Here is a 22,451-nt window from a genome sequence, read left to right as displayed (position 1 = left end):
AAAGGGTCGCCAGCTTAGCACAGGGCTCTGGCCTGACAGCCAGCGGCGCTCCTAGGACTTATGCTTTCATGGCGTAGGTAATTTCTCGAATCTTCAAGGAAGTGTCTGTTAAGCTGGCGCCAATTCACTGGCGCCAAGCCAGCTCAGGTCGCGATCGTCTTCCGCGCCTCATAAAAAAATCAAACATAACTGTGCAGTCTTTCCGGGATACAACCATGGCTGGTATTACCCCTACACCCAAAATCAAGAACCTCGACAAGCTGCTGATGCATTGTCAGCGCCGTCGCCATGCGGCCAAGAGCAACATCATTTGCGCCGGAGACCGCTCGGACACGCTGTACTTCATCATCAAGGGTTCGGTCACGATCCTGATCGAGGATGACGATGGCCGCGAGATGATCATCGCCTACCTCAACGCCGGGGACTTCTTCGGCGAACTGGGCCTGTTCGAACAGGCTGGCCAGGAGCAGGAGCGCAGCGCCTGGGTGCGGGCCAAGGTCGAATGCGAGGTTGCGGAAATCAGCTACGCCAAATTCCGCGAATTGTCGCAGCAGGATCCAGACATTCTTTACGTGCTCAGCGGACAAATCGCACAACGCCTGCGCAACACCACGCGCAAGGTCGGCGACCTGGCGTTCTTCGACGTTACCGGCCGCGTGGCGCGCTGCCTGCTAGAGCTGTGCAAACAGCCAGACGCCATGACCCACCCCGACGGCATGCAGATCAAGGTGACCCGTCAGGAAATCGGGCGGATTGTCGGATGTTCGCGGGAGATGGTCGGTCGCGTGCTCAAGGATCTTGAGGAACGCAACCTCGTGGATGTGAAAGGCAAGACCATGGTGGTCTTCGGTACGCGCTGAGACCTAAACCGGCAGACTCAAGCGGCGAACATCTGCGCAATCATCTGGCGAAAGAGTTCATCCAGACGCACCAGCGCATCCGGCGCGGGAAACTTTTCATGCAGGCCAATGTGGCTTTGCGCACGCACCCGCTGCTCCAGGCCGCAGGCTTCGTTGAAACGATTGACCGCCGCCACCATCGACTCACGCTCGTTATCCATCAACATCGCACCGTGTACCAGCCCCACCGGACGCTGACCGCCCTGACTCTGGCGCCAGCGCTGGGCGGTGCCGACCATCTTGCGCCCGTCGAGATTGACGTTGAAGCGACCGTCGCAGAACGCGCCGTCGATTTCCCCCAACGACGAAGTGCCGCCCAACTCATCCAGCAACTGACAGATCGGATCGCACAGGCGCCGGTAACCGGTTTCGATGCGATTCAGGTCGCCTTCGCTGCGCGGCGGGGCGTAGACCAGCGCGATATTGATGGTCGAGGCCGATTGCGGCACCGGCTCGCCGCCGGTTTCCCGCAACAGTACCGGCCAACCGGCAGCGGCGGAGATTTCACAGGCGTGATCGAAACCCGGCAGACGATTGAGACGACGGGGCATGACCAGAGCGCGATCGCTGGGCTGCCAGAACAACAGGCCGAACTCCGCGTCGCCGGCACAGACCGAGGCCAGCAAGTCTTGTTCGGCTTGCAGACCGGATTCGATGGTCAGGGAGGTGGGCAGCGACATGCAGGACTCCGGCAAATGGTTGGTTTTTTTCGCGGACTTGCGGTCGCCTTCACGAGCAAGCCCGCTCCCCACAGGGGAAATGCATTCCAATGTAGGAGCGGGCTTGCTCGTGAAAGGGTCGACTCGATCTGTCTGTTGTCAGTCGAGTGTCGAACCACTCACCGGAACGCCGCGCTCCGGGAAGAACAGACGTTGCAGTTCGGTGCCCGGGCTTTCGGCGCGCATGAACGCTTCACCGACCAGAAACGCGTAGACCTCACTGATTTCCATCAACTCGACATCGGCACGGTTGAGAATCCCGCTCTCGGTAATCACCAGACGATCACGCGGGATACGCGGCAGCAGGTCGAGGGTGGTTTCCAGGCTGACGTCAAAGGTGTGCAGGTTGCGGTTGTTGATCCCGACCAGCGGTGTGTCGAGGGTTTTCAACGCGCGCTCAAGCTCATTGCCATCATGCACTTCCACCAGCACATCGAGGCCGACGCCTTTGGCCACGGAAGCCAGTTCGGCCATTTTCACGTCATCCAGCGCGGAGACGATCAACAGCACGCAGTCGGCGCCCAGCGCCCGGGCTTCGACGATCTGATAGGGATCGATCATGAAGTCCTTGCGGATCACCGGCAGCGAGCAAGCCGCGCGGGCCTGCTGCAGGTAGGCGTCGGCGCCCTGGAAGTAATCGATATCGGTCAGCACCGACAGGCAGGTCGCCCCACCCTTCTCGTAGCTTTTGGCGATATCGGCGGGAACGAAGTTCTCGCGGATCACACCCTTGCTCGGCGAAGCCTTCTTGATCTCGGCGATCACCGCCGGTTGTTTCTTCTTGGCCTGCGCCAGCAATGCCTGGGCAAAACCACGGGGTGCATCGGCCGTCTTGGCCAGACTTTCCAGCTCGCTCAGGCTCACACGGGCGCTACGCTCGGCGACTTCCTGAACCTTGCGGGCCAGAATGTTTTCCAGAACCGTCGGTACACTCATCCCTCATTCTCCACTTTGAATACCGCGGTAAAGGCACCCAGCTCCTCGAGTTTCTCCCGAGCGAGACCGGTGTGCAGAGCGTCGTGCGCAAGCGCCACGCCTTCTTTCAAACTGCTGGCCAGGTCGGCGGCGTACAGCGCCGCACCGGCATTGAGCACAATCATTTCGGCGGCTTTCTGGCCGTTCTCGGTCTTGCGCTTGCCCAGCGCATCGCGAATCAGCGCCAGCGAGGCTTCCGGCCCTTCGACCGACAGACCGTGCAGGCTCTGGCTCTTCATCCCGAGGTCTTCCGGCTCGACCCAGTACTCGGTGATCTGGTCATTCTTGAGCTCGGCAACGAACGTCGGTGCCGCCAGGCTGAACTCGTCCAGACCATCCTTCGAATGCACCACCAGCACATGTTTGCTGCCCAGACGCTGCAAGACTTCGGCCAACGGCCGGCACAGCGCCGGGGTGAACACGCCCACCACCTGATGTTTCACACCGGCCGGATTCGTAAGCGGGCCGAGCATGTTGAACAGCGTGCGCAGGCCGAGGTCGCGGCGAGGGCCCGCGGCGTATTTCATGGCCTTGTGGTGGGTCTGGGCGAACATGAAACCGATGCCGACGTTATCGATGCAACGCGCCACCTGAACCGGCGTCAGGTTGAGGTAGATCCCGGCCGCTTCGAGCAGGTCGGCACTGCCACTCTTGCCTGACACCGCGCGGTTGCCGTGCTTGGCGACAGTGCAACCGGCGGCGGCGACCACAAACGACGAAGCGGTCGATACGTTGAAGATGTTCGCACCGTCACCGCCGGTGCCGACCACGTCGACCACGCCGTCGAGGGTCTGCAACTCGACCTTGTCGGCCAGTTCACGCATCACCGACACCGCGCCGACGATTTCGTCGATGCTTTCGCTCTTCATGCGCATGGCCATCATGAACGCGCCAATCTGCGCGTCCGTGCATTGGCCGGTCATGATTTCGCGCATCACGTCGCGCATTTCTTCGGTGCTGAGATCGAGGTGATCGACGATACGGCTCAGGGCTGTCTTGATATTCATGGAAAGTCCTTAGCGCGTGCCGCCGGTTTGTTTGAGGAAGTTGGCAAACAGCTCATGGCCCTGTTCGGTGAGGATCGACTCAGGGTGGAACTGTACGCCTTCGATGTTCAGGGTCTTGTGACGCAGGCCCATGATCTCGTCGACCGAGCCGTCATCGTGCTGGGTCCACGCGGTCAGCTCCAGGCAATCGGGCAACGTCTCGTGCTTGACGATCAGCGAATGATAGCGGGTGACGGTCAGCGGACGGTTCAGACCGGCGAATACGCCCTTGTCCTCGTGGAATACCGGGCTAGTCTTACCGTGCATGACCTGACGGGCACGCACCACGTCACCGCCGAAGGCCTGGCCGATCGACTGGTGGCCCAGGCAGACGCCGAGGATCGGCAGTTTGCCGGCGAAGTGCTTGATCGCGTCGATGGAGATACCGGCTTCGGTTGGTGTGCATGGGCCGGGGGACACCACGATGCGCTCGGGGTTGAGCGCTTCGATTTCGGCGATGGTCAGTTCGTCGTTGCGCACGACCTTGACCTCGGCACCCAGCTCGCCGAGGTATTGCACAACGTTGTAAGTAAAGGAGTCGTAGTTGTCGATCATCAGCAACATGGCGTTTCGAACCTCTTGAATTCTGACTTGAAACAGCCTTCGGATGACTTGCCCGCAGGGCGCTGCACGATGTCGGACGCGCAGGTGGCGACGGCAAAGCGGCATTTCAAACGGGCAAGGAAGGCAAAGCGATACAGATCCGGCGGGGCCGGCAGAGAAAATTCAGGCGCGCCAACGCCAACGGGCGTGTGCCTTGAAGACTTGATCCAGAAGTTTGCTGGCGATCAACACGGGGAAGGTCTCATTCATACGTTCTGGCACAGTAACTTAGCCGAGCGGAGCGTGCAATATGGCCAGCCTGACGGGGGATAAATCTATGGGAGGGTTGACGACCGATGGCAAAACGCCGGAAGTTTTTGGTACTGTCGTTTCGTTCAATACAACAATAAATAAACGGACTTGCTCATGATCAAACAGACGTTGTTCGTACCGGTCGCCGGATGCCTGCTCGCGCTGGCCTGTGCCCAGGCGATTGCCGCACCCAACCCCTACACCAATTTCATTGTTTTCGGCGACAGCCTCAACGACGCCGGGACATTTGCCGACAACGGCGGCCCGGCCGGCGCCACCCAGCGTTTCACCAACCGCACCGGCCCGGTGTATCTGGACGGCAGCGGTGAGGTCCGCTCGCTCAACGCCACGCAGATCCTCGGCGGCAAACTGGGTTTCAGCCCGGACCAGACCGCCTCGTCGTCTTCGGCGGTACGCGCCGCCAATGGCCAGCCGGACGGCAACAACTGGGCGGTCGGCGGTTATCGCACCGACCAGATTCTCGACTCGATCACCACCCAGTCCGCCACGGGTGATCGCACCCGCGCCGGTTACTTGCCCTCCAATGGCTTCCGTGCCGACCCGAATGCGCTTTATTACCTCTCGGGTGGCGGCAACGACTTCCTGCAAGGCCGCGTGACCAGCCTGCCCCAGGCCAGCGCCGCCGCCGATCGGCTGGCCAGCAGCGCCCAGGCCCTGCAACAGTCCGGCGCCCGTTACATCATGGTCTGGCTGCTGCCGGACATCGGCTTCACCCCGGCCTTCAACGGTACGGCACTGCAAGGGTTCACCTCGCAGCTCAGCGCGCAGTTCAACACCGAACTGGTGAGCCAACTGCAAAGCATCAATGCCAACATCATTCCGCTGAACATTCCGGTGCTGCTCAAGGAAACGTTCGCCAACCCGGCGCAGTTCGGCCTGGCTACCGATCAGAACCTGGCCGCCACCTGTTTCAGCGGCAGCGGCTGCACCGAAAACGCCCGCTACGGGATCAACAGCGCCACGCCGGATCCGACCAAGCTGATCTACAACGACTCGGTCCACCCGACCGAAGCCGGGCAGCGCTTGATTGCCGACTACGCCTATTCGCTGTTGGCCGCGCCGTGGGAGGCGACGCTGTTGCCACAAATGGCCCAGGGCACCCTGCGCTCGCATCAGGACGAACTGCGTAACCAGTGGCTGGCCGACTGGGAAAACTGGCAAGCCGTGGGTCAATGGCGCGCCATCGTCGCCGGCGGCGGCCAGCATCAGGACTTCGACAGTCAGCGCAGCGGCGCCAGCGCGGATGGCAATGGCGCCAACCTGAACATTGGTGGCAGCTACCGCCTCGACGACGCCTGGCGCGTGGGTCTGGCGGCAGGTTTCTATAATCAGAAGCTGGAGGCTGGCGACAACGATTCGGACTACAAGCTCAACACGTACCTGGGCACCGCTTTCGCCCAATACCAGCAGAACCGCTGGTGGGGTGATGTCGCCATGACAGCCGGGCATCTGGACTACGACAGCCTCAAGCGCAAGTTCCAGCTGGGCGCCAACGAGCGTGGCGAGAAAGGTGACACCGACGGCTACGTCCTGGCCATCGGCGGACGCGTGGGTTACGACATCGCCCCCGAGGCAAGCAGCCCATGGCACCTGTCGCCATTCGTCAGCGCTGACTTCGCCAAGGTCGAAGTCGATGGCTACTCGGAAAACGGCGCTGACTCCACCGCGCTGACCTTCGATGACCAGTCGCGCATCTCCCGGCGTCTTGGCCTCGGCATCCAGGGCAAGTACCAGATCACCGCGCAAACCCAGGTGTTTGGCGAATTCGCCCACGAGCGCGAGTACAACGACGACACCCAGGATGTGACGATGAATCTCAACAGCCTGCCCGGCAACCGCTACACCCTGGACGGCTACACCCCGCAGACCAACCTGAACCGCCTGAATCTGGGCGTGAGCCATAACCTCACCAAGGAACTGGCATTGCGCGCCAGCTACAACATCCGCAAGGATGACGACTTTACCCAGCAAGGCATCAATGTCGGGGTAGCGTTGGATTTCTGAACCGCAGGCCATAAAAAAGCGGCGCCTTCACAGGCGCCGCTTTTTTTATGGCTGAAACATATGTCCCTTGCGGGCTCAGTCCGGGGTCTGCTCGGCCAGCGCCACGGCACGGAACATCGCCCGGCGCTTGTTGATGGTTTCTTCCCACTCCAGCGCCGGCACCGAGTCGGCGACGATGCCGCCACCGGCCTGCACATGCAGTTCGCCGTTCTTGATCACCGCTGTGCGGATCGCAATGGCAGTGTCCATGTTGCCGTTCCAGGCGAAGTAACCGACCGCCCCGCCGTACACGCCACGCTTGACCGGCTCGAGTTCGTCGATGATTTCCATGGCGCGGATCTTCGGTGCACCGGACAAAGTGCCCGCCGGCAGGATCGCCCGCAGCGCGTCCATCGCCGTCAGGCCGGACTTCAACTGGCCGGTGACGTTGGAGACGATGTGCATCACGTTGGAATAACGCTCGATGACCATTTTCTCGGTGAGCTTCACCGAACCGATTTCCGAAACCCGCCCGGTGTCGTTGCGCCCGAGGTCGATCAGCATCAAATGCTCGGCGATCTCCTTGTCGTCGGACAGCAGGTCCTCCTCCAGCGCCAGATCCGCTTCTTCGGTGGCGCCACGCGGGCGAGTACCGGCAATCGGGCGCACGGTGATCAGGTTGTCTTCGACCCGCACCAGCACTTCCGGCGAACTGCCGACGACGTGGAAGTCGCCAAAGTTGAAGAAGTACATGTACGGCGTCGGGTTGAAGCAACGCAGCGCGCGGTACAGGTCGATCGGTGCAGCCTTGAAGTCGATCGACATGCGCTGGGACGGCACGACCTGCATGCAGTCACCGGCGAGGATGTACTCCTTGATGGTGTCGACGGCCTTTTCGTAGTCATTCTGGGTGAAGCTGGAGCGGAACAGCGGCTCGGCCGCCTGCTGCTTGCTGAAATCCAGGCCCCGGCGCGGGGTGATCGGCTGGCGCAGTTTCTCCAGCAGATCCTGCAGTTGTGCCTGGCCTTGCTCGTAGGCATCGGCCTGCGCCGGGTCGGCGAGGACGATGGCGTGCATCTTGCCGGCGAGGTTGTCGAACACCACCACGGCGTCGGAAACCATCAGCAGGATGTCCGGCACGCCCAGCGGATCCGGGTTCGGGCATTTGCCCAGACGCTTTTCCACATAACGCACGCAGTCGTAACCAAAGTAACCCACCAGGCCACCGTTGAAGCGCGGCAGGCCGGCGATGGTCGGCACGTTGTAGCGGGCCTTGAAGGTTTCGACGAAGGCCAGCGGGTCTTCGACGTCATGGCTTTCGGTCTCGACGCCGTCCACGGTCACGCTGATGTGATGGTCGTGAACCCGCAGCACGGTGCGGCACGGCAGGCCGATGATCGAGTAACGGCCCCATTTCTCGCCGCCCTGCACCGATTCGAGCAGGTAGGAGTTGGGCTGGTCGGCCAGTTTCAGGTAGATCGACAGCGGGGTGTCGAAGTCGGCCAGGGTTTCGCAGGCCAGCGGGATGCGGTTATAGCCGTCAGCGGCCAGACGCAGGAATTCTTCGCGGATCATGAGGTGCCTCGTGGTGTGAGGTGCTAATCAGTCAGGTATGCAAACGCGCCGGAACGGGCCGGCCAGGAACACGTCAGGCGCGCCAACGCCAACGGGCCAGGGCCTTGATGACTTTCATCCAGAGTTTGCGAGTGACCACCACGATGGCGTTTCCAGAAGGGGAATGAGATGCGTCGGGCAACGTTATCTCAGCGGCCGGGTCCAGGCAACCGGGAATTAGCGTGCGCAGATCGTCGATCACCAGCGCCGGAGACTCCTCGGCAATCGGCCGGCCGTGGTTGTAACCGTAGCTCAACGCGACACACTTGACCCCCGCCGCTTTCGCCGCCAGCACATCGCTGCGCGAGTCGCCGACGAACAGCGATTGCGAGGCCGGGATACCGGACATTTTCATCACGAAAAACAGCGCGGCAGGATCGGGCTTCTTCTGCGGCAGCGTGTCGCCGCCGATGATCCACTTGAAGTAGCGGCCGATCTTCATCTGATCCAGCAACGGCGCAACGAAGCGCTCCGGCTTGTTGGTAATCAGCGCCATCGCCACGCCCTGCTTGTGCAGCCACTTCAGGGTGTCGCGCACGCCGGGATAGACCACGGTCAGTTCATGGCTGGCGCCGTAGGCGTCGAGAAAAATCTCCAGCGCCCGCTCGGCCTCGGCGTCATCCACCGCTTCATGGTCGATACCGCCGGCCAGCGCGCGACGCACCAGCACCGGCGCACCGTTGCCGACCCATTCGCGCACCGACTCGATGCCCGCCGGCTCGCGGCCGAGGGTGAGCAGCATGTTATCCACAGCCGCCGCCAGGTCAGGAACCGAATCGATCAGCGTGCCATCCAGATCGAACATCACCAACCGTGGCAATTGCCCCGGGAACAGCTGCTCAAATCCGCTCATGGGCGGGCCAGCGCCAGTTCGGAACGCATCTTGTCGATGACTTCCTGATAGTTCGGCGCGTTGAAGATCGCCGAGCCGGCCACAAAAGTGTCGGCGCCGGCAGCGGCAATTTCGCGGATATTGTTGACGTTGACGCCGCCGTCGATTTCCAGGCGGATGTCACGGCCCGAGGCATCGATGATCGCCCGCGCTTCGCGCAGCTTGTCGAGGGTGCCGGGAATGAACTTCTGCCCACCGAAACCCGGGTTGACGCTCATCAGCAGCACCATGTCGACTTTGTCGATCACGTACTTGAGCACGTCCAGCGGGGTCGCCGGGTTGAACACCAGGCCGGATTTGCAGCCGCCTTCACGGATCAGTTGCAGCGAACGGTCGACGTGCAGCGTGGCTTCCGGGTGGAAGGTGATGTAGGTCGCGCCGGCCTCGATGAAGTCGCCGACGATACGATCCACCGGGCTGACCATCAGGTGCGCGTCGATCGGCGCGGTGACGCCGTACTTGCGCAGCGCCGCGCAAACCATCGGGCCGATGGTCAGGTTGGGTACGTAGTGGTTGTCCATGACATCGAAGTGAACGAAGTCGGCACCGGCGGCCAGAACGTTGTCCACTTCCTCGCCGAGGCGGGCGAAGTCGGCGGAGAGAATCGAAGGAGCAATTACGAAGGGCTGCATGACGCACCTTTTCTGAGCTAAATCACGATGGCGCGCATTGTAGCCTCATGCTTTGACGCGCGCACCGTAACCGCGATGATTGGGTTGTGCCATGACCGATGGCCGCGACGAATCAGTACGCCGAGCGGTAGATTTTTTCGATATCGGCGGCGCTGAGCCGGCGCGGGTTGTTGCGCATCAGCCGCTCGATGCCCGCGGCCTCCTCGGCCATGGCCGGGATCGCGTCTTCCGGTACACCGAAACTGCGCAGGCCGAGCGGGATTTCCACCTTCGCGCACAGCTCGGTCATGGCCTGCACGGCTTTGTCCGCTGCCTCATTGGCGCTCAGATGAGCGATCTTCACCCCCATGGCTTCGGCGATATCCTGCATCCGTTCGACACAGGCCATCTTGTTCCAGGTCATGACATACGGCAGCAACAAGGCGTTGCTGACGCCATGGGCAATGTTGAAACGCCCGCCCAGCGGATACGCCAGCGCATGCACCGCGCCGACCCCGGCGTTACCGAACGCCATGCCGGCCATCAGGCTGGCAGTGGCCATGTCTTCCCGGGCCTGCAGGTTCGCGCCGTTGGCGTAGGCCTTGGGCAGCGCTTTGGCAATCAGTTTGATCGCACCGATGGCCAGGGAGTCGGTGATCGGCGAGGCATTCACCGACAGATAGGACTCGATGGCATGCACCAGCGCATCGACGCCGCTGGCGGCGGTGACACTGCGCGGGCAGGTCAGGGTCATCTGCGGACTGACCAGCGCCACGTCCGGCAGCAGGTAGTCGCTGACGATGCCTTTCTTCAATTGCGCGACCTTGTCGGAAAGGATCGCGACGTTGGTCACTTCCGAACCGGTGCCGGCGGTGGTCGGGATGGCGATCAGCGGCGGGCCTTTGCGCGGCACCTGCTCGACGCCGAACAGATCTTCCAGCGCGCCGTGGTAGCCGGCGTATGCGGCGACACTCTTGGCGATGTCGATGGCGCTGCCGCCACCGAGGCCGATCAGCCCGTCATGCCCGCCCTCGCGGTAGACGCGCATGCAATCCTCGACGATGGCAATTTCCGGGTCGGGCTGCACCCGATCAAAAATCTCGTAGTCACGCCCGCCCATCTGCGCCAGCGCCAGCTCCACGGTGCCGGACTTGACCAGCGCGGCGTCGGTGACGATCAGCGGGTTGTCGACATCCAGCCGGGTCAGCTCTGCCGCCAGTTGTTCGATGGCACCGGCGCCAGTGATCAGTTTGTGAGCGATTTTGAACGCGGAAAGACTCATCGTGCGCAGCCTCTTATAGATGTGGGAGCTGAGCACAAGCGTAGCTGGGGAATTCGGGTTGTCTGCCATTCAGTGTGTGAATGGTGAGCAGGCTCAAGAGCAAAAGCCCCTCTCCCTGAGGGAGAGGGGCTACGATTCAAAGCCAGGCATCAAACCTGAGCCGTACGCAGCTTCTCGCTACGCCCCCGCAACCACTCAAGCGTCAGCAGCAGAATCACCGAGAACGCAATCAGCAACGTCGCGGCCGCCGCAATCGTCGGGCTGAGGTTTTCGCGAATCCCGCTGAACATCTGCCGTGGCAATGTCGCTTGCTCGGGACCGGCGAGGAACAGGGTCACCACCACCTCATCGAACGACGTCGCGAAGGCAAACAGTGCACCGGAAATCACCCCCGGCGCAATCAGCGGCAGCGTCACCCGGCGGAAGGTCGTCAACGGCGAGGCACCGAGGCTGGCCGCCGCCCGTACCAGGTTATGGTTGAACCCCTGCAGGGTCGCCGACACGGTGATGATCACGAACGGCACGCCCAGCACCGCATGCACCACGATCAGCGAGAAGAAACTGTTGCCCAGCCCCAGCGGCGCGAAGAACAGGTAACTCGCCACACCGATAATCACCACCGGCACCACCATCGGCGAAATCACCAGCGCCATCACCAATGACTTGCCGGGGAAATCACCACGGGTCAGGCCGATCGCGGCCAGGGTGCCGAACACCATCGCCAGTACGGTCGCGGCTGGGGCGACGATGATGCTGTTCTTCAGCGAACGCATCCATTCCGCCGAGGCGAAGAAGTCCTGATACCAGTGCAGCGAAAAACCTTGCAGCGGGTACACCAGGAAACTGCCCGAGTTGAACGACAGCGGCACGATCACCAGCACCGGCAGAATCAGGAACAACAGGATCAGGCCGCAGAGGATCCGCAGGCTGTAGAACCACACCCGTTCGACGGGCGACATGTAAGGACTCAGCATCTCAAATTCCCCTTAACCCAGGCGCAGGCGACTGGCGCCCACCAGCCAGCTGTAGATCAGATAAAGCACCACGGTCGCCAGCAGCAACAGCCCGCCCAGCGCGGTGGCCATGCCCCAGTTGATGCTGGTGTTGGTGTAGAACGCGACGAAGTAGCTGACCATCTGATCGTTCGGACTGCCGAGCAGCGCCGGGGTGATGTAGTAGCCGATGGCAAGGATGAACACCAACAGGCAACCGGCGCCGACACCGGCGTAGGTCTGCGGGAAGTACACCCGCCAGAAACTGGCGAACGGGTGGCAGCCGAGGGAAATCGCCGCGCGCATGTAGGTCGGCGAGATGCCCTTCATCACGCTGTAGATCGGCAGGATCATGAACGGCAGCAGGATATGCACCATCGAGATGTAGACCCCGGTGCGGTTGAACACCAGTTCCAGCGGCTTGTCGATGATGCCCATCGCCATCAGGGCGCTGTTGATCAGGCCGCCGGACTGCAGCAACACGATCCACGCCGCCACCCGCACCAAGATCGAGGTCCAGAACGGCAACAGCACCAGAATCATCAGCAGGTTGCTCTGGCGCGATGGCAGGTTCGCCAGCAGGTACGCCAGGGGATACGCCAGCACCAGGCAGATCACGGTGATGATCAGGCCCATCCAGAACGTGCGGGCGAAGATATCGAGGTAGATCGCCTGGTCCGGGGTGGCCGGGGCGAGCTCGCCGAGGTCGTCGATCCGGTGATCGACCGCCGCCAGCAGGTAATACGGGGTGATGCTGCTGGTGTTGCGGCGCACCGCTTGCCAGTAGGCCGGGTCGCCCCAGCGCTCATCGATGCCCTCCAGGGCTTCTTTATAAGAGGCAGGCTCGGTGGCGAACGGCAGGCCCCGGGCGGTTTTGGTCAGCAGGCTGCGATAGCCGGCCAACTCCATGTTCAAGCGCTTGGACAGGTCGCCCAGCGTCTGGTTTTTGCGGGCTTCGGCGAGGTCTTCGCTGGCTGCCTTGTACACCGGTTCGGCGGGCAGGCCCCGGCCGTCCCAACTGGCGATGGCCGCCACGGTGCGCGGCATGCCGCCGACCACTTCCGGGTTACCCACGCTTTTGTAGAGCAGCGCCACGATCGGCACCAGGAATACCAGCAACAGAAACAGCACCAGCGGCGCGATCAGCGCCTGGGCCTTCCAGCGGTTGACCCGCTCGGCGTGCTTGAGCCGCTGCTTCAAGGTGGGGCTGTTGCCCTCGTTCAGGGGAACGGCGATGGCCATGACGTACTCCGCAAATCTTTGATCGTTACAGAGGCGGCGAACCGCCTCTGTTGTGTTGAAGCACAGCTCCCACAGGGGGAGTGCTTACTTCGCAGCCCAGGAGTTGAAGCGCTGTTCCAGTTGCTCGCCGTTGTCAGCCCAGAAGGTGACGTCGATCTGCACCTGGTTGGCGATGTTTTCCGGAGTGGTCGGCATGTCTTTCAGGACATCCTTGGCCAGCAGCGGCACTGCCTGGGTGTTGGCCGGGCCGTAGGCGATGTTTTCCGAGTAGGTCTTCTGCTGCTGCGGCTGCACCGAGAACGCGATGAATTTCTTCGCCGCTTCAGCGCGCGCCTTGTCCAGGCCTTTCGGGATGGCCCAGGCGTCGAAGTCGTAGATGCCGCCGTTCCACACCACTTTCAGGTTGGATTCTTTCTGCACCGCCGCGATACGACCGTTGTAGGCCGAGCTCATGACCACGTCACCGGAGGCGAGATACTGCGGCGGCTGGGCGCCGGCTTCCCACCACTGAATGCTTGGCTTCAGCTCATCAAGCTTCTTGAACGCGCGGTCCTGACCATCCTTGCCGGCCAGCACTTTGTAGACGTCTTTCGGCGCAACGCCGTCGGCCATCAGTGCGAATTCGAGGGTGTACTTGGCGCCTTTGCGCAGGCCACGCTTGCCCGGGAATTTCTTGGTGTCCCAGAAATCAGCCCAGCTGCTCGGTGCGGTTTTCAGCTTGTCGGCGTTGTAGGCCAGCACGGTCGACCACACGAAGAAGCCCACGCCGCACGGCTGGATCGCGCCCTTGACGTAGTCTTCGGTCTTGCCGAACAGCGCCGGATCGAGTTGCTCGAACATGTCTTCATCACAGCCACGGGACAGCTCTGGGGACTCCACCTCCACCAGATCCCACGACACGCTCTTGGTATCGACCATGGCTTTGACCTTGGCCATCTCGCCGTTGTACTCGCCGGCCACGATCTTGCCGTTGCCCGCCGTTTCCCACGGTGCGTAGAAGGCTTTGACCTGCGCAGCCTTGTTCGCCCCGCCAAACGACACCACAGTCAGATCGGGACCTGCGGCCATTGCCTGTGCCGCACCCATCAGGCCCAGGGTCAGGGCTGTGAACTTCAGGGATCTCAACATTTATTGTTCTCTCCACGTGCAGGGTTGGTGTTGGTATTGCCGGGGCGATCAATGCGCCTCTGAAAGAGGATCAAGCGCGCGAACGTGCTCGACCTGCCAGCCAAGCGGAACCACGTCCCCGACCGCCAGAGCCGGATCGAGCTCGGCAATCGGTTGTTTCACGAAGAAGTCGGTCTTGCCACAGACTTCCAGGCGCACCCGGACGTGGTCGCCCAGATAGATGAATTCGGCCACCCGCCCGGAGAAGCGGTTGACGCATTGGTCGCTGGAGCCGTTGAGACTCACCCGCTCCGGACGGATCGACAGGGTCACCGGTTCGCCGGTCTGGCCGACGTTGACCGCCAGCGCCTCAACCTTCTCGCCGCGTCCCAGTTCGACCACGCAACGCTCGCCGCTCTGGCTGAGCAGACGGCCGCTGAGACGGTTGTTCTCGCCGATGAAGTTGGCGACGAAGGTGTTCTTCGGTTCCTCGTAAAGGGTGCGCGGCGGAGCGATCTGCTGGATCTCGCCCTGGTGGAACACCGCGACACGGTCGGACATGGTCAGGGCTTCGCCCTGGTCGTGGGTCACGTAGACCACGGTCACGCCAAGGCGCTGGTGCAGATGCTTGATTTCCATCTGCATGTGTTCACGCAATTGCTTGTCGAGCGCGCCGAGGGGTTCGTCCATCAGCACCAGTTGCGGCTCGAACACCAGCGCACGGGCCAGGGCCACCCGCTGTTGCTGACCGCCGGACAATTGCCCCGGATAGCGCTGGGCGAAGCTGTCGAGCTGAACCATCCCCAGGGCTTTTTTCACTTTGTCGGTGACGTCGCTCTTGTTCAGGCCGCGCACGGTCAGCGGGAACGCAAGGTTTTCAGCCACGGTCATGTGCGGGAACAGCGCGTAGTTCTGGAACACCATGCCGATGTCGCGTTTGTGCGGCGGCACGTTGTTGATCGAACGCCCGGCCAGGAGGATTTCCCCGGCAGTCGGTGTTTCGAAACCGGCGAGCATCATCAGGCTGGTGGTCTTGCCGGAACCGGACGGCCCGAGCAGGGTGAGGAATTCGCCTTTGCGAATATCCAGGTTGAGGTCTTTGACGATCAGGTTCTCGCCGTCGTAGCTCTTCTGCACTCCACGAAAGCTGACCAGCACGTCGCTGGCCCCTGCGTTTGATTCGACCTGGCTCATACCCACACCTTTGTTATTGATGACTGCTGTGGACTAAGCCTAGTGGCTGCCGCCAACGGCGCAAATCGGGGCGCAGGAGAGAATCGCCTCAGCCGGATGGAAGGCCGGGTGTAGGGATTTTCCTACAAGGATGGCGTGTTTGGACAAGTGCCGCGGTGAGCTCGCGGCAGCAAGCCGCAAGCGTGGGCAAAAGCTGTGTCGCTATTGGATATGCCCACAGATGAGGGGCCTGCAAGAGGGGTTTTGTGATGCAGGTCAGAGGAGCTTGTGTTCCATGGCGTATTTCACCAGTTCCGCCAGGGAAGTGATGTTGAGCTTTTGCATCAGCCGCGCCTTGTGGGTGCTGATGGTCTTGCTGCTCAGGGCCAGTTGCTGGGCGATGTCATTGACGTTGGCGCCCTGGGCCAGGCGCTCGAACACCGAGAATTCACGCTCGGAAAGCAGTGAATGCAACGGCCGGGCATCGGTCAGGCCGACTTCGAAGACCATGCGGTCGGCCAGTTCGGGATCAATGTAACGTCCCCCCGCCGCGACCTTGCGGATCGCCGTCAGCAACAGCGCCGGATCGCTGTCCTTGGTCGCGTAGCCGGCAGCGCCGACCTTCAGCGCCCGGGCAGCCATCTGCGCTTCATCGTGCATCGACAGCACCAGAATCGCCGGCGGATTGCTCAGCGCACGGATACGCGGGATCGCTTCCAGGCCGTTGACGCCGGGCATCGAGATGTCCAGCAACACCACCTCGCAAGGCACATGACGCAGGGTTTCGAGCAACTGCTCGCCATTGCTCGCCTCCCCCGCCACTTGCAGATCCTTGGCCAGGCCGATCAATTGCTTGATGCCTTCACGGACAATGGTGTGGTCTTCGGCTACCAGTACACGGATCACTTGCACTCTCCTCGATAATTGCGATGTTTCAGCCGTCGAGCGGCACCCACACATGCAGACTGGTGCCCTCCCCCGGTTCGCTCTCCAGGGTCAGACGCCCACCCATGATCAGCACCCGTTCGCGCATGCCCACCAAGCCGAACGAAGTCGGCCGACCGGCAGCGGCGACAAATCCTACGCCATCGTCGCTGACCGTCAGACACAATTCATCGCCCTCCAGTGCCAGCGTCAGCTCCACAGTATGCGCCTGGGCATGGCGCATGACGTTGGTCAGCGCCTCCTGAAGGATGCGGAACAGGCCGATCGCCTTGCCATCGCTGAGCGGCGGCAGACTTTCGGGCACCTGCACCAGACACGGAATCTGCGTGCGCGCCTCGAAGCGTCGCGCCTGCCATTCAATCGCCGAGGCAATCCCGGCGTCGAGAATCGGCGGGCGCAGCGCCGTCGCCACATCGCGCACCAACTGGAACAACTGGGCGATCAGGCGCTTCATGCTGTTCAGGCGTTCGTTCAGACCGGGATCGAGTTGCGCGTAGGCCAATTCGCACATCGATGTCTCCAGTTTCAGCACCGTCAGCATCTGCCCCAACTCGTCGTGAACCTCCCGGGCAATCCGCGCCTTTTCTTCTTCCCGGACACTCTCAAGGTGCGCCGACAATTCGCGCAACTGCTCGCGGGACGCGGCCAGTTCCAGTTCGATGCGTTTGCTTTCGGTGATGTCCCAGACGATCCCGTCCCAGACATAGGCGCCATCCTCCAGTTGACGGGTGATCGCCTTGATCTCGGCCCAGCGCTGCTCGCCCTGGCGCGTCAGAATCCGCCCCTGCCACGACCAGTCGCTGTCGGTGTCGAGCGCCTGATCCTGGGTCTGGTGATAACCGGCCTTGTCCTCCGGATGTACCAGGCTGCGCAGGCCCATGTCACGGTGAGCAATAGCCGAGGGTGCGTAACCGACCAGACTCTCGCTGCCCTCGCTGATGTAGGCAAAATCGATCTGCCCGGTCACCGGCGCCCGCTCCAGGCGGAACACCAGGCCCGGCACGTTGGCCGCGATGCCTTGCAGCCGCGCCTCGCTTTCCTGCAACGCCGCCAGCGCACGACGGCGCTCGGTGACATCGGTGAGATAAACCACCAGATACTCGCTGTCACGAAAGCGCAGGAAGCTCAGCGACACGTCGGCCGGCAGCACACTGCCATCGGCGCGCACGCAGTTGGTTTCAAAGCTCAACGGCCCTTCCTCACTGGCCCGGGCGCGCTTCCACAGGTTGAGCCAGCGATCCATGTGCAGGCCCGGTTCGAAGTCGATCAGCGGTCGCTCGATGATCCCGCCCGGTGGATAACCGAGCATGGTTTCCGCAGCGCGGTTGGCGTAGCGCACATGGCTGTCCCAATTGACCCAGAGAATGCCGACGGTGCTCTGATCGATGGAAAACTGGGTCAGGCGCAACGCTTCTTCACTGGCGGCACGCAGGGCGATGTCTTCCCGGGCGGCGAGCAGGCGCTGTTCGAGGTTGTGCTGCTGACGCCGTTGCCAGACCACGACCGCCATGCAACTGAGCAACAGCACCGCGAACAGCAGACTCAGGTTCTGCCAGAACCTCGGCGATTCCGAGAGTCGCGGGTATTTGGGTTGCAGCCATTGGTTGTGCAGGCGTTCGAGATCCTTGGCCGGAATCGCACGCAAACCCCTTTCGACGATGCCGGCCAGTTCCGGCCAGTCGCGCCGGGTGGCGACCCGCAGCAATTGCGGCAGACCGATATCGCCGACCACCACCAGTCCGGCGAACTCCGGCTCCGTCGACAGCCGTCCGAGCTGCGCTTCGTCGACCACCGCGAACGACGCCTGCTGGCTCAACAGCAACTGCAGGGCCTGACGCTCCATCGGCACGCCTTGCAGGTTCAGATGGGGATAGTTGCCGCGCAGGTAATCGGCAGTGACGCTGGGCATGCGCACGGCGACGCGGGTCTGGCTGTCGAGTTTTTCCAGCTCCACTGCACCGGCGGTTTTCTGATCGCTGACCACCAGTTGCGGCACCCGCATGTAGGGGTCGGAAAACTGCCAGAGACGCAGCGCTTCCGGGGTCTGGGTCAGGCCCGGCGCGAGGTCGATTTCGCCGTCGCGCACGGCAGCTTCGAGCTGCGCCAGATCCTGAAAGTTACGCCAGGTCAGTTCAATCTTGAGGGCCTTGGCCAGCCATTTCATCAACTCGACATTGGCCCCGGACAAACGCTGCAGACGCCGGTCGTATTGCGCATATGGCGCCTGCAACACCAGGCCGACGCGCAACTCGTTGTGCTGCGCCAGCCATTGCTGCTCGCTCGCCGACAGTTGCGCGACGTGGGCCGGCGGCGCAGACGCCGCCCAGCCCATCAAGGGAAACCACAAACAGCCGATAACCCACAGGCAGCAAAAACGCATCATTGAAGTCTCGTACACTGACAAATTCTGACCAACCCATTAGGCTGCCGGGATACTTTCTGGCCTGGAATAACCGATGCCCTCTGTCTACCGCCTGGCAATGCCAGCATTGTGCCTGTCGCTGATCCTGCCTTGTGCGTTTTCTGTTCAGGCGGCCGATCCGGCCCCTGCTGCCGCCACGGAAAAAGCCGCAGAAGAAAAACCGGTCGAGCGCCAACCTCTGCTTGAGCGTAGTCAGGAAGACGCCTCGGCACTCGAACGCAAAGTCCCCGCCCAGGAACAGCAACAGCTCCAGGCCGGCAGCGACACGTTCCTCGCGCTGTGGAAACCGGCCAACACCGCCGATCCCAAAGGTGCGGTGATTATCATCCCCGGCGCCGGCGAAAGCGCTGACTGGCCGCAAGCAATCGGTCCGCTGCGCAGCAAATTGCCGGACGCCAAGTGGAGCAGCCTGAGTATCACCCTGCCCGATCTGCAAAGCGATGCCATCGCCCCGCGCGTGGCCGAAGCCCCGCCCGCGCCGAAAGCCGAGTCGGCCAGCAAGGACTCCACCACCGCGCAACCGATCGAGCAGGCTGCCGGCGGTGAAGCCGAAGTGGCGGATCAGGTGGTGGCAGAAACCAGCGAAGAGCAATCAAAGGCCGACGCCGAACGCATTTTCGCCCGCATCGACGCCGCGATCGGCTATGCCGAGCAGCAGAGTGCGCGCAGCATCGTCGTGCTCGGCCATGGCACCGGCGCCTATTGGGCCGCGCGCTACCTGAGCGAAAAGCAGACGTCGCAAGTGGAAAAACTGGTCATGGTGGCGGCACAGATGCCGGCCAGGGCCAAGCCGGAACTGGCGGAGCTGACGCCCACCCTGAAGCTGCCGACCGCCGATATTTTCTACATGGACAAGACGCTGGATCGCAACGCGGCGCTGGAGCGCATGCAGGCGAGCAAGCGCCTGAAGACTTCAGCCTTCAGCCAGGTCGCGCTCAAGGCCCTGCCGGATAACAAGGCCGAGCAGGAGCAGTTGTTCCGCCGGGTGCGCGGCTGGTTGAATCCGCAGAATCCCGACTGATCCACAGGCCGGAGCGCGCCCTTCGCGAACAAGCCCGCGCCCACAGTGCCGGTAGGAGCGGGCTTGCTCGCGAAGAGGCCATGACCGACAAACGATTCACTGGCTAGCGAAAATCCCGGCGCTCGCGAATCAACGTGTACGCGTTGTGCAGCTCACGGGTTTTATCGGTGGCTTCGCGCACCTGCGCGGGCGTCGCGCCGGTGCCGGCGATCTTGTCCGGATGATGGCGGCTCAGCAGGCGTCGGTAGGCGCGCTTGATCTGTGCCGGCTCGCTGGTCGCCGACACGCCCAGCAAGCGCATCGCTTCCTGATAGCTCACCGCCGCACTGACGATTGGTCGCTTGTGCGGTTCATAGTCAGCCGCCAGCGCCTGCACCTGGTGGTGGGTCCAGCCCAGCCATTTGCCCCACTGCGCCAACAGCTCGCGCTCGCTGCTGCCGGCCCGGCTGTCCGCCCAGACCATCCGCCAGCAGGCGCGCAACACGCCCTCGGCGGCATGGGGCTGGGCGGCGAGACGACGCAAATAGCCACGCAGATTGTCGTTGCCCGACTTGCCGCGATTGAACGCGGCAATCGCCCGACGCTGGGCCGGCTCGCTCATCTCCAGCGAACGCATTTCCACCCGCGCCTGCTGGATATGCCCATCGGTGACCCGGCCGTCCGACTTGGCCAGACGTCCGAGCAACACGAACAGCAATTCGTCGTTGCGCAACATCGGCCGACCACCGAGTTTTTCCCGCAAATGCCCCCAGCTCTGCAAATGCAGACGCCGGTCCAGCGCCTGCCCCAACAAAGCCCCAAGCATGGCCCCCGGAATGCTGGCAATGGCAAAACCCGCTCCGGCTCCAATCAGAGTCCCTGGCCACAACATATCAGCGACTCGCTTCTATCAAGGCTTCAGCTTCCGCCAGACGCTCATGCGTGCCGACATCCACCCAATGTCCGTTCAACCGCTCGCCCGTCACCTGCCCGTCCGCCATCGCCTTGCGCAACAGCGGCGCCAGTTTGAAAGCACCGGCCTCGCAGCCGTCGAACAACTGCGGGTGGAGTACGGCGATGCCGCTGTAGGTCAGGGTCGCCGCGCCGGGTTGACCGTCCTGCACCCGACCGTCGACCAGCATGAAGTCGCCATTCGGGTGATGCGCCGGGTTGTCCGCCAGCACCAGATGAGCCAGCCCGGTGATCGGTTGGTGCTGCACGCTGAAGTCGTAATCGGTCCAGATATCACCGTTGACCACCAGGAATGCCTCATCACCGAGCAACGGCAAGGCGCGGAAAATTCCGCCGCCGGTCTCCAGCGGCTCGCCTTCCGGGGAATACTGAATGCTCACGCCGTAGCGCGAACCGTCGCCCAGATAATCCTCGATCTGCTGACCCAGCCAGGCGTGGTTGATCACAATCTCGTTGAAGCCTGCCGCCGCGAGGGCATGCAGGTGATATTCGATCAGGGGCACGCCGCCGGCACGCACCAGCGGTTTGGGGGTGGTCAGCGTCAGCGGGCGCATGCGCTCGCCCTTGCCGGCCGCCAGAATCATTGCCTTCATGCCTTCACTCCGCCGCGCAGACTGTCGAACAGCGCCTGCAATGGCGCCAGTTCCGGACGCCGGGCGATGACCGCTTCTATATAAGCAAAGAAGCGCGGCACGTCGGTCAGGTAGCGCGGCTTGCCGTCGCGGTGGCAGATGCGCGCGAAGATGCCGATGACTTTCAGGTGGCGCTGCACGCCCATCAGGTCGCTGGCACGCAGGAAATCCTCAAGGTCCGGCTGCACCGGGATGTTCAGCGCAGAGGCCTGTTGCCAGTAGTTTTCCAGCCAGCCGCGCACGCGCTCTTCAGGCCAGCTGAGGAAGGCATCCTTGAACAGGCAAGTCACGTCATACGTCACCGGGCCATAGACCGCATCCTGGAAGTCCAGCACACCGGGATTCGGCTCGCTGAGCATCAGGTTGCGCGGCATGTAGTCGCGGTGGACCAAAACTTTCGGCTGGGCCAGGGCGCTGTCGATCAGCAGGTTGCTGACTTGCTGCCACTGCTGTTGCTGGGTGGCATCGAACTCGACGCCCAGCTCACGTTTCACATACCACTCGGGGAACAGTTCCAGCTCCCGACGCAGCAACGCGACGTCGTAGCTCGGCAGCGGTGCCACCATCGGCAACTGCTGAAAAGCCAGCAAGGATTGCAGGGCATCGTCGAACAGCGCGTCGGCATTTTCGCCATCGATCACGTCCAGATACGTCTTGTTGCCCAGGTCATTGAGCAAAAGAAATCCGCGTTCGAGGTCTTCTGCATAAATTTTCGGCACATTTATTCCGGATTTCGCCAGCAAAAAGGCGATATCCACGAACGGTTTGCAGTTTTCCTGGGGTGGCGGCGCGTCCATCACGACGAAGCTGCGACCCTCGCCTTCCCAACGGAAATAACGGCGGAAACTCGCGTCGCTGCTGGCCGCAGTCAACGTGGCCGGGGGGACGGCGCCCCAGCCCTGATCGGCGAAAAGGATTGCCAACTGCTCATCGAGCCAAACTTTCAGGTGTTGCAAGCGTACATCTTGGTCAGGCATTGCAAGGGTCTCCGACGGCGCTAGCCGTCAAGCGGGTCATGCTTTATTATCCAGCATCTTTTTCAGACCATCGAGAGGCGTGCGGCCCATAC

20 protein-coding genes are annotated in these 22,451 nt (G+C 62.3%); 3 read left to right on the top strand and 17 right to left on the bottom strand.

The features are described from left to right. Positions 1-215: 215 nt before the first annotated feature. A complete protein-coding gene (crp, locus tag KVQ74_RS03565; RefSeq protein ID WP_217829610.1) occupies positions 216-860 on the top strand; it encodes a cAMP-activated global transcriptional regulator CRP in 645 nt (214 codons plus the stop codon). A gap of 17 nt (positions 861-877) precedes the next feature. Here the strand turns inward: crp and KVQ74_RS03560 are convergent, their stop codons facing one another. The 4 genes from KVQ74_RS03560 to KVQ74_RS03545 all read right to left on the bottom strand — a co-directional run bounded on the left by KVQ74_RS03560 (position 878) and on the right by KVQ74_RS03545 (position 4,203). After that, the gene (locus tag KVQ74_RS03560) at positions 878-1,579 is read right to left on the bottom strand and encodes a lipoate--protein ligase family protein (protein WP_217829609.1); all 702 of its coding nucleotides are present in this window, start codon (positions 1,577-1,579) and stop codon (positions 878-880) included. Positions 1,580-1,717: 138 nt separating this feature from the next. Continuing rightward, positions 1,718-2,554 carry an indole-3-glycerol phosphate synthase TrpC gene (gene trpC / locus KVQ74_RS03555; RefSeq protein ID WP_217829608.1) on the bottom strand — a complete coding sequence of 279 codons (837 nt, stop codon included), beginning with the start codon at positions 2,552-2,554 and terminating at the stop codon, positions 1,718-1,720. After that, positions 2,551-3,600: an anthranilate phosphoribosyltransferase gene (trpD, locus tag KVQ74_RS03550; RefSeq protein ID WP_217829607.1), complete on the bottom strand. Its 1,050-nt coding sequence runs from the start codon at positions 3,598-3,600 to the stop codon at positions 2,551-2,553. The genes trpC and trpD overlap by 4 nt, the downstream gene beginning before the upstream one ends. A 9-nt stretch (positions 3,601-3,609) precedes the next feature. Next, on the bottom strand, positions 3,610-4,203 hold the full coding sequence (locus tag KVQ74_RS03545) for an aminodeoxychorismate/anthranilate synthase component II (protein WP_217829606.1): 594 nt from the start codon (positions 4,201-4,203) through the stop codon (positions 3,610-3,612). Positions 4,204-4,608: 405 nt separating this feature from the next. Between KVQ74_RS03545 and estP the strand changes: the two genes are divergently transcribed. Then, the gene (gene estP / locus KVQ74_RS03540) at positions 4,609-6,519 is read left to right on the top strand and encodes an esterase EstP (RefSeq protein ID WP_217829605.1); all 1,911 of its coding nucleotides are present in this window, start codon (positions 4,609-4,611) and stop codon (positions 6,517-6,519) included. A 75-nt stretch (positions 6,520-6,594) separates the two neighbouring features. On the opposite strand, the gene trpE is transcribed toward estP, so the two are convergent. The 10 genes from trpE to KVQ74_RS03490 form a co-directional block, all read right to left on the bottom strand. Beyond that, complete coding sequence (trpE, locus tag KVQ74_RS03535) at positions 6,595-8,073, bottom strand: anthranilate synthase component I (protein ID WP_217829604.1); 1,479 nt, start codon at positions 8,071-8,073, stop codon at positions 6,595-6,597. A 73-nt stretch (positions 8,074-8,146) separates the two neighbouring features. Further along, on the bottom strand, positions 8,147-8,965 hold the full coding sequence (locus KVQ74_RS03530; protein WP_217829603.1) for a phosphoglycolate phosphatase: 819 nt from the start codon (positions 8,963-8,965) through the stop codon (positions 8,147-8,149). Then, complete coding sequence (rpe, locus tag KVQ74_RS03525) at positions 8,962-9,636, bottom strand: ribulose-phosphate 3-epimerase (RefSeq protein WP_007918813.1); 675 nt, start codon at positions 9,634-9,636, stop codon at positions 8,962-8,964. The genes KVQ74_RS03530 and rpe overlap by 4 nt, the downstream gene beginning before the upstream one ends. A gap of 112 nt (positions 9,637-9,748) precedes the next feature. Next, positions 9,749-10,897: an iron-containing alcohol dehydrogenase gene (locus KVQ74_RS03520; RefSeq protein ID WP_217829602.1), complete on the bottom strand. Its 1,149-nt coding sequence runs from the start codon at positions 10,895-10,897 to the stop codon at positions 9,749-9,751. Positions 10,898-11,046: 149 nt separating this feature from the next. Beyond that, positions 11,047-11,871: an ABC transporter permease gene (locus KVQ74_RS03515; protein WP_217829601.1), complete on the bottom strand. Its 825-nt coding sequence runs from the start codon at positions 11,869-11,871 to the stop codon at positions 11,047-11,049. Between the two features lie 12 nt (positions 11,872-11,883). Then, entirely contained in the window at positions 11,884-13,131 is a 1,248-nt protein-coding gene (locus tag KVQ74_RS03510) for an ABC transporter permease (RefSeq protein ID WP_217829600.1), read from the bottom strand. 84 nt (positions 13,132-13,215) lie between these two features. Then, a complete protein-coding gene (locus KVQ74_RS03505) occupies positions 13,216-14,259 on the bottom strand; it encodes an ABC transporter substrate-binding protein (protein WP_217829599.1) in 1,044 nt (347 codons plus the stop codon). A gap of 48 nt (positions 14,260-14,307) precedes the next feature. Then, positions 14,308-15,432: an ABC transporter ATP-binding protein gene (locus KVQ74_RS03500; RefSeq protein WP_217829598.1), complete on the bottom strand. Its 1,125-nt coding sequence runs from the start codon at positions 15,430-15,432 to the stop codon at positions 14,308-14,310. Between the two features lie 255 nt (positions 15,433-15,687). Next, positions 15,688-16,371: a response regulator gene (locus KVQ74_RS03495; protein ID WP_217829597.1), complete on the bottom strand. Its 684-nt coding sequence runs from the start codon at positions 16,369-16,371 to the stop codon at positions 15,688-15,690. Next, positions 16,346-18,739 carry a PAS domain-containing sensor histidine kinase gene (locus KVQ74_RS03490; protein ID WP_217829596.1) on the bottom strand — a complete coding sequence of 798 codons (2,394 nt, stop codon included), beginning with the start codon at positions 18,737-18,739 and terminating at the stop codon, positions 16,346-16,348. Before KVQ74_RS03490 ends, KVQ74_RS03495 begins: the two co-directional genes overlap by 26 nt. A 73-nt stretch (positions 18,740-18,812) precedes the next feature. On the opposite strand from KVQ74_RS03490, the gene KVQ74_RS03485 reads away from it, so the two are divergent. Next, positions 18,813-19,799, top strand: coding sequence for an alpha/beta hydrolase family protein (locus tag KVQ74_RS03485; protein ID WP_217829595.1), 987 nt, complete (start codon positions 18,813-18,815; stop codon positions 19,797-19,799). Between the two features lie 103 nt (positions 19,800-19,902). Here KVQ74_RS03485 and KVQ74_RS03480 read toward each other — a convergent pair whose 3' ends face one another. The 3 genes from KVQ74_RS03480 to KVQ74_RS03470 are packed head-to-tail and all read right to left on the bottom strand — an operon-like array spanning position 19,903 to position 22,359. Further along, positions 19,903-20,670 carry a TerB family tellurite resistance protein gene (locus tag KVQ74_RS03480; RefSeq protein WP_217829594.1) on the bottom strand — a complete coding sequence of 256 codons (768 nt, stop codon included), beginning with the start codon at positions 20,668-20,670 and terminating at the stop codon, positions 19,903-19,905. 1 nt (position 20,671) lies between these two features. Continuing rightward, positions 20,672-21,343 carry an N-acetylmuramate alpha-1-phosphate uridylyltransferase MurU gene (gene murU / locus KVQ74_RS03475; RefSeq protein ID WP_217829593.1) on the bottom strand — a complete coding sequence of 224 codons (672 nt, stop codon included), beginning with the start codon at positions 21,341-21,343 and terminating at the stop codon, positions 20,672-20,674. Next, positions 21,340-22,359, bottom strand: coding sequence for an aminoglycoside phosphotransferase family protein (locus KVQ74_RS03470; RefSeq protein ID WP_217829592.1), 1,020 nt, complete (start codon positions 22,357-22,359; stop codon positions 21,340-21,342). The genes murU and KVQ74_RS03470 overlap by 4 nt, the downstream gene beginning before the upstream one ends. Positions 22,360-22,451 lie beyond the last annotated feature (92 nt).

It is taken from the genome of Pseudomonas botevensis (genome assembly GCF_019145475.1).
Classification (GTDB): Bacteria; Pseudomonadota; Gammaproteobacteria; order Pseudomonadales; family Pseudomonadaceae; genus Aquipseudomonas; species Aquipseudomonas botevensis.
Note: the sequence above shows the minus strand (reverse complement) of the source record. Positions and strands in the feature narration are given on the sequence as shown.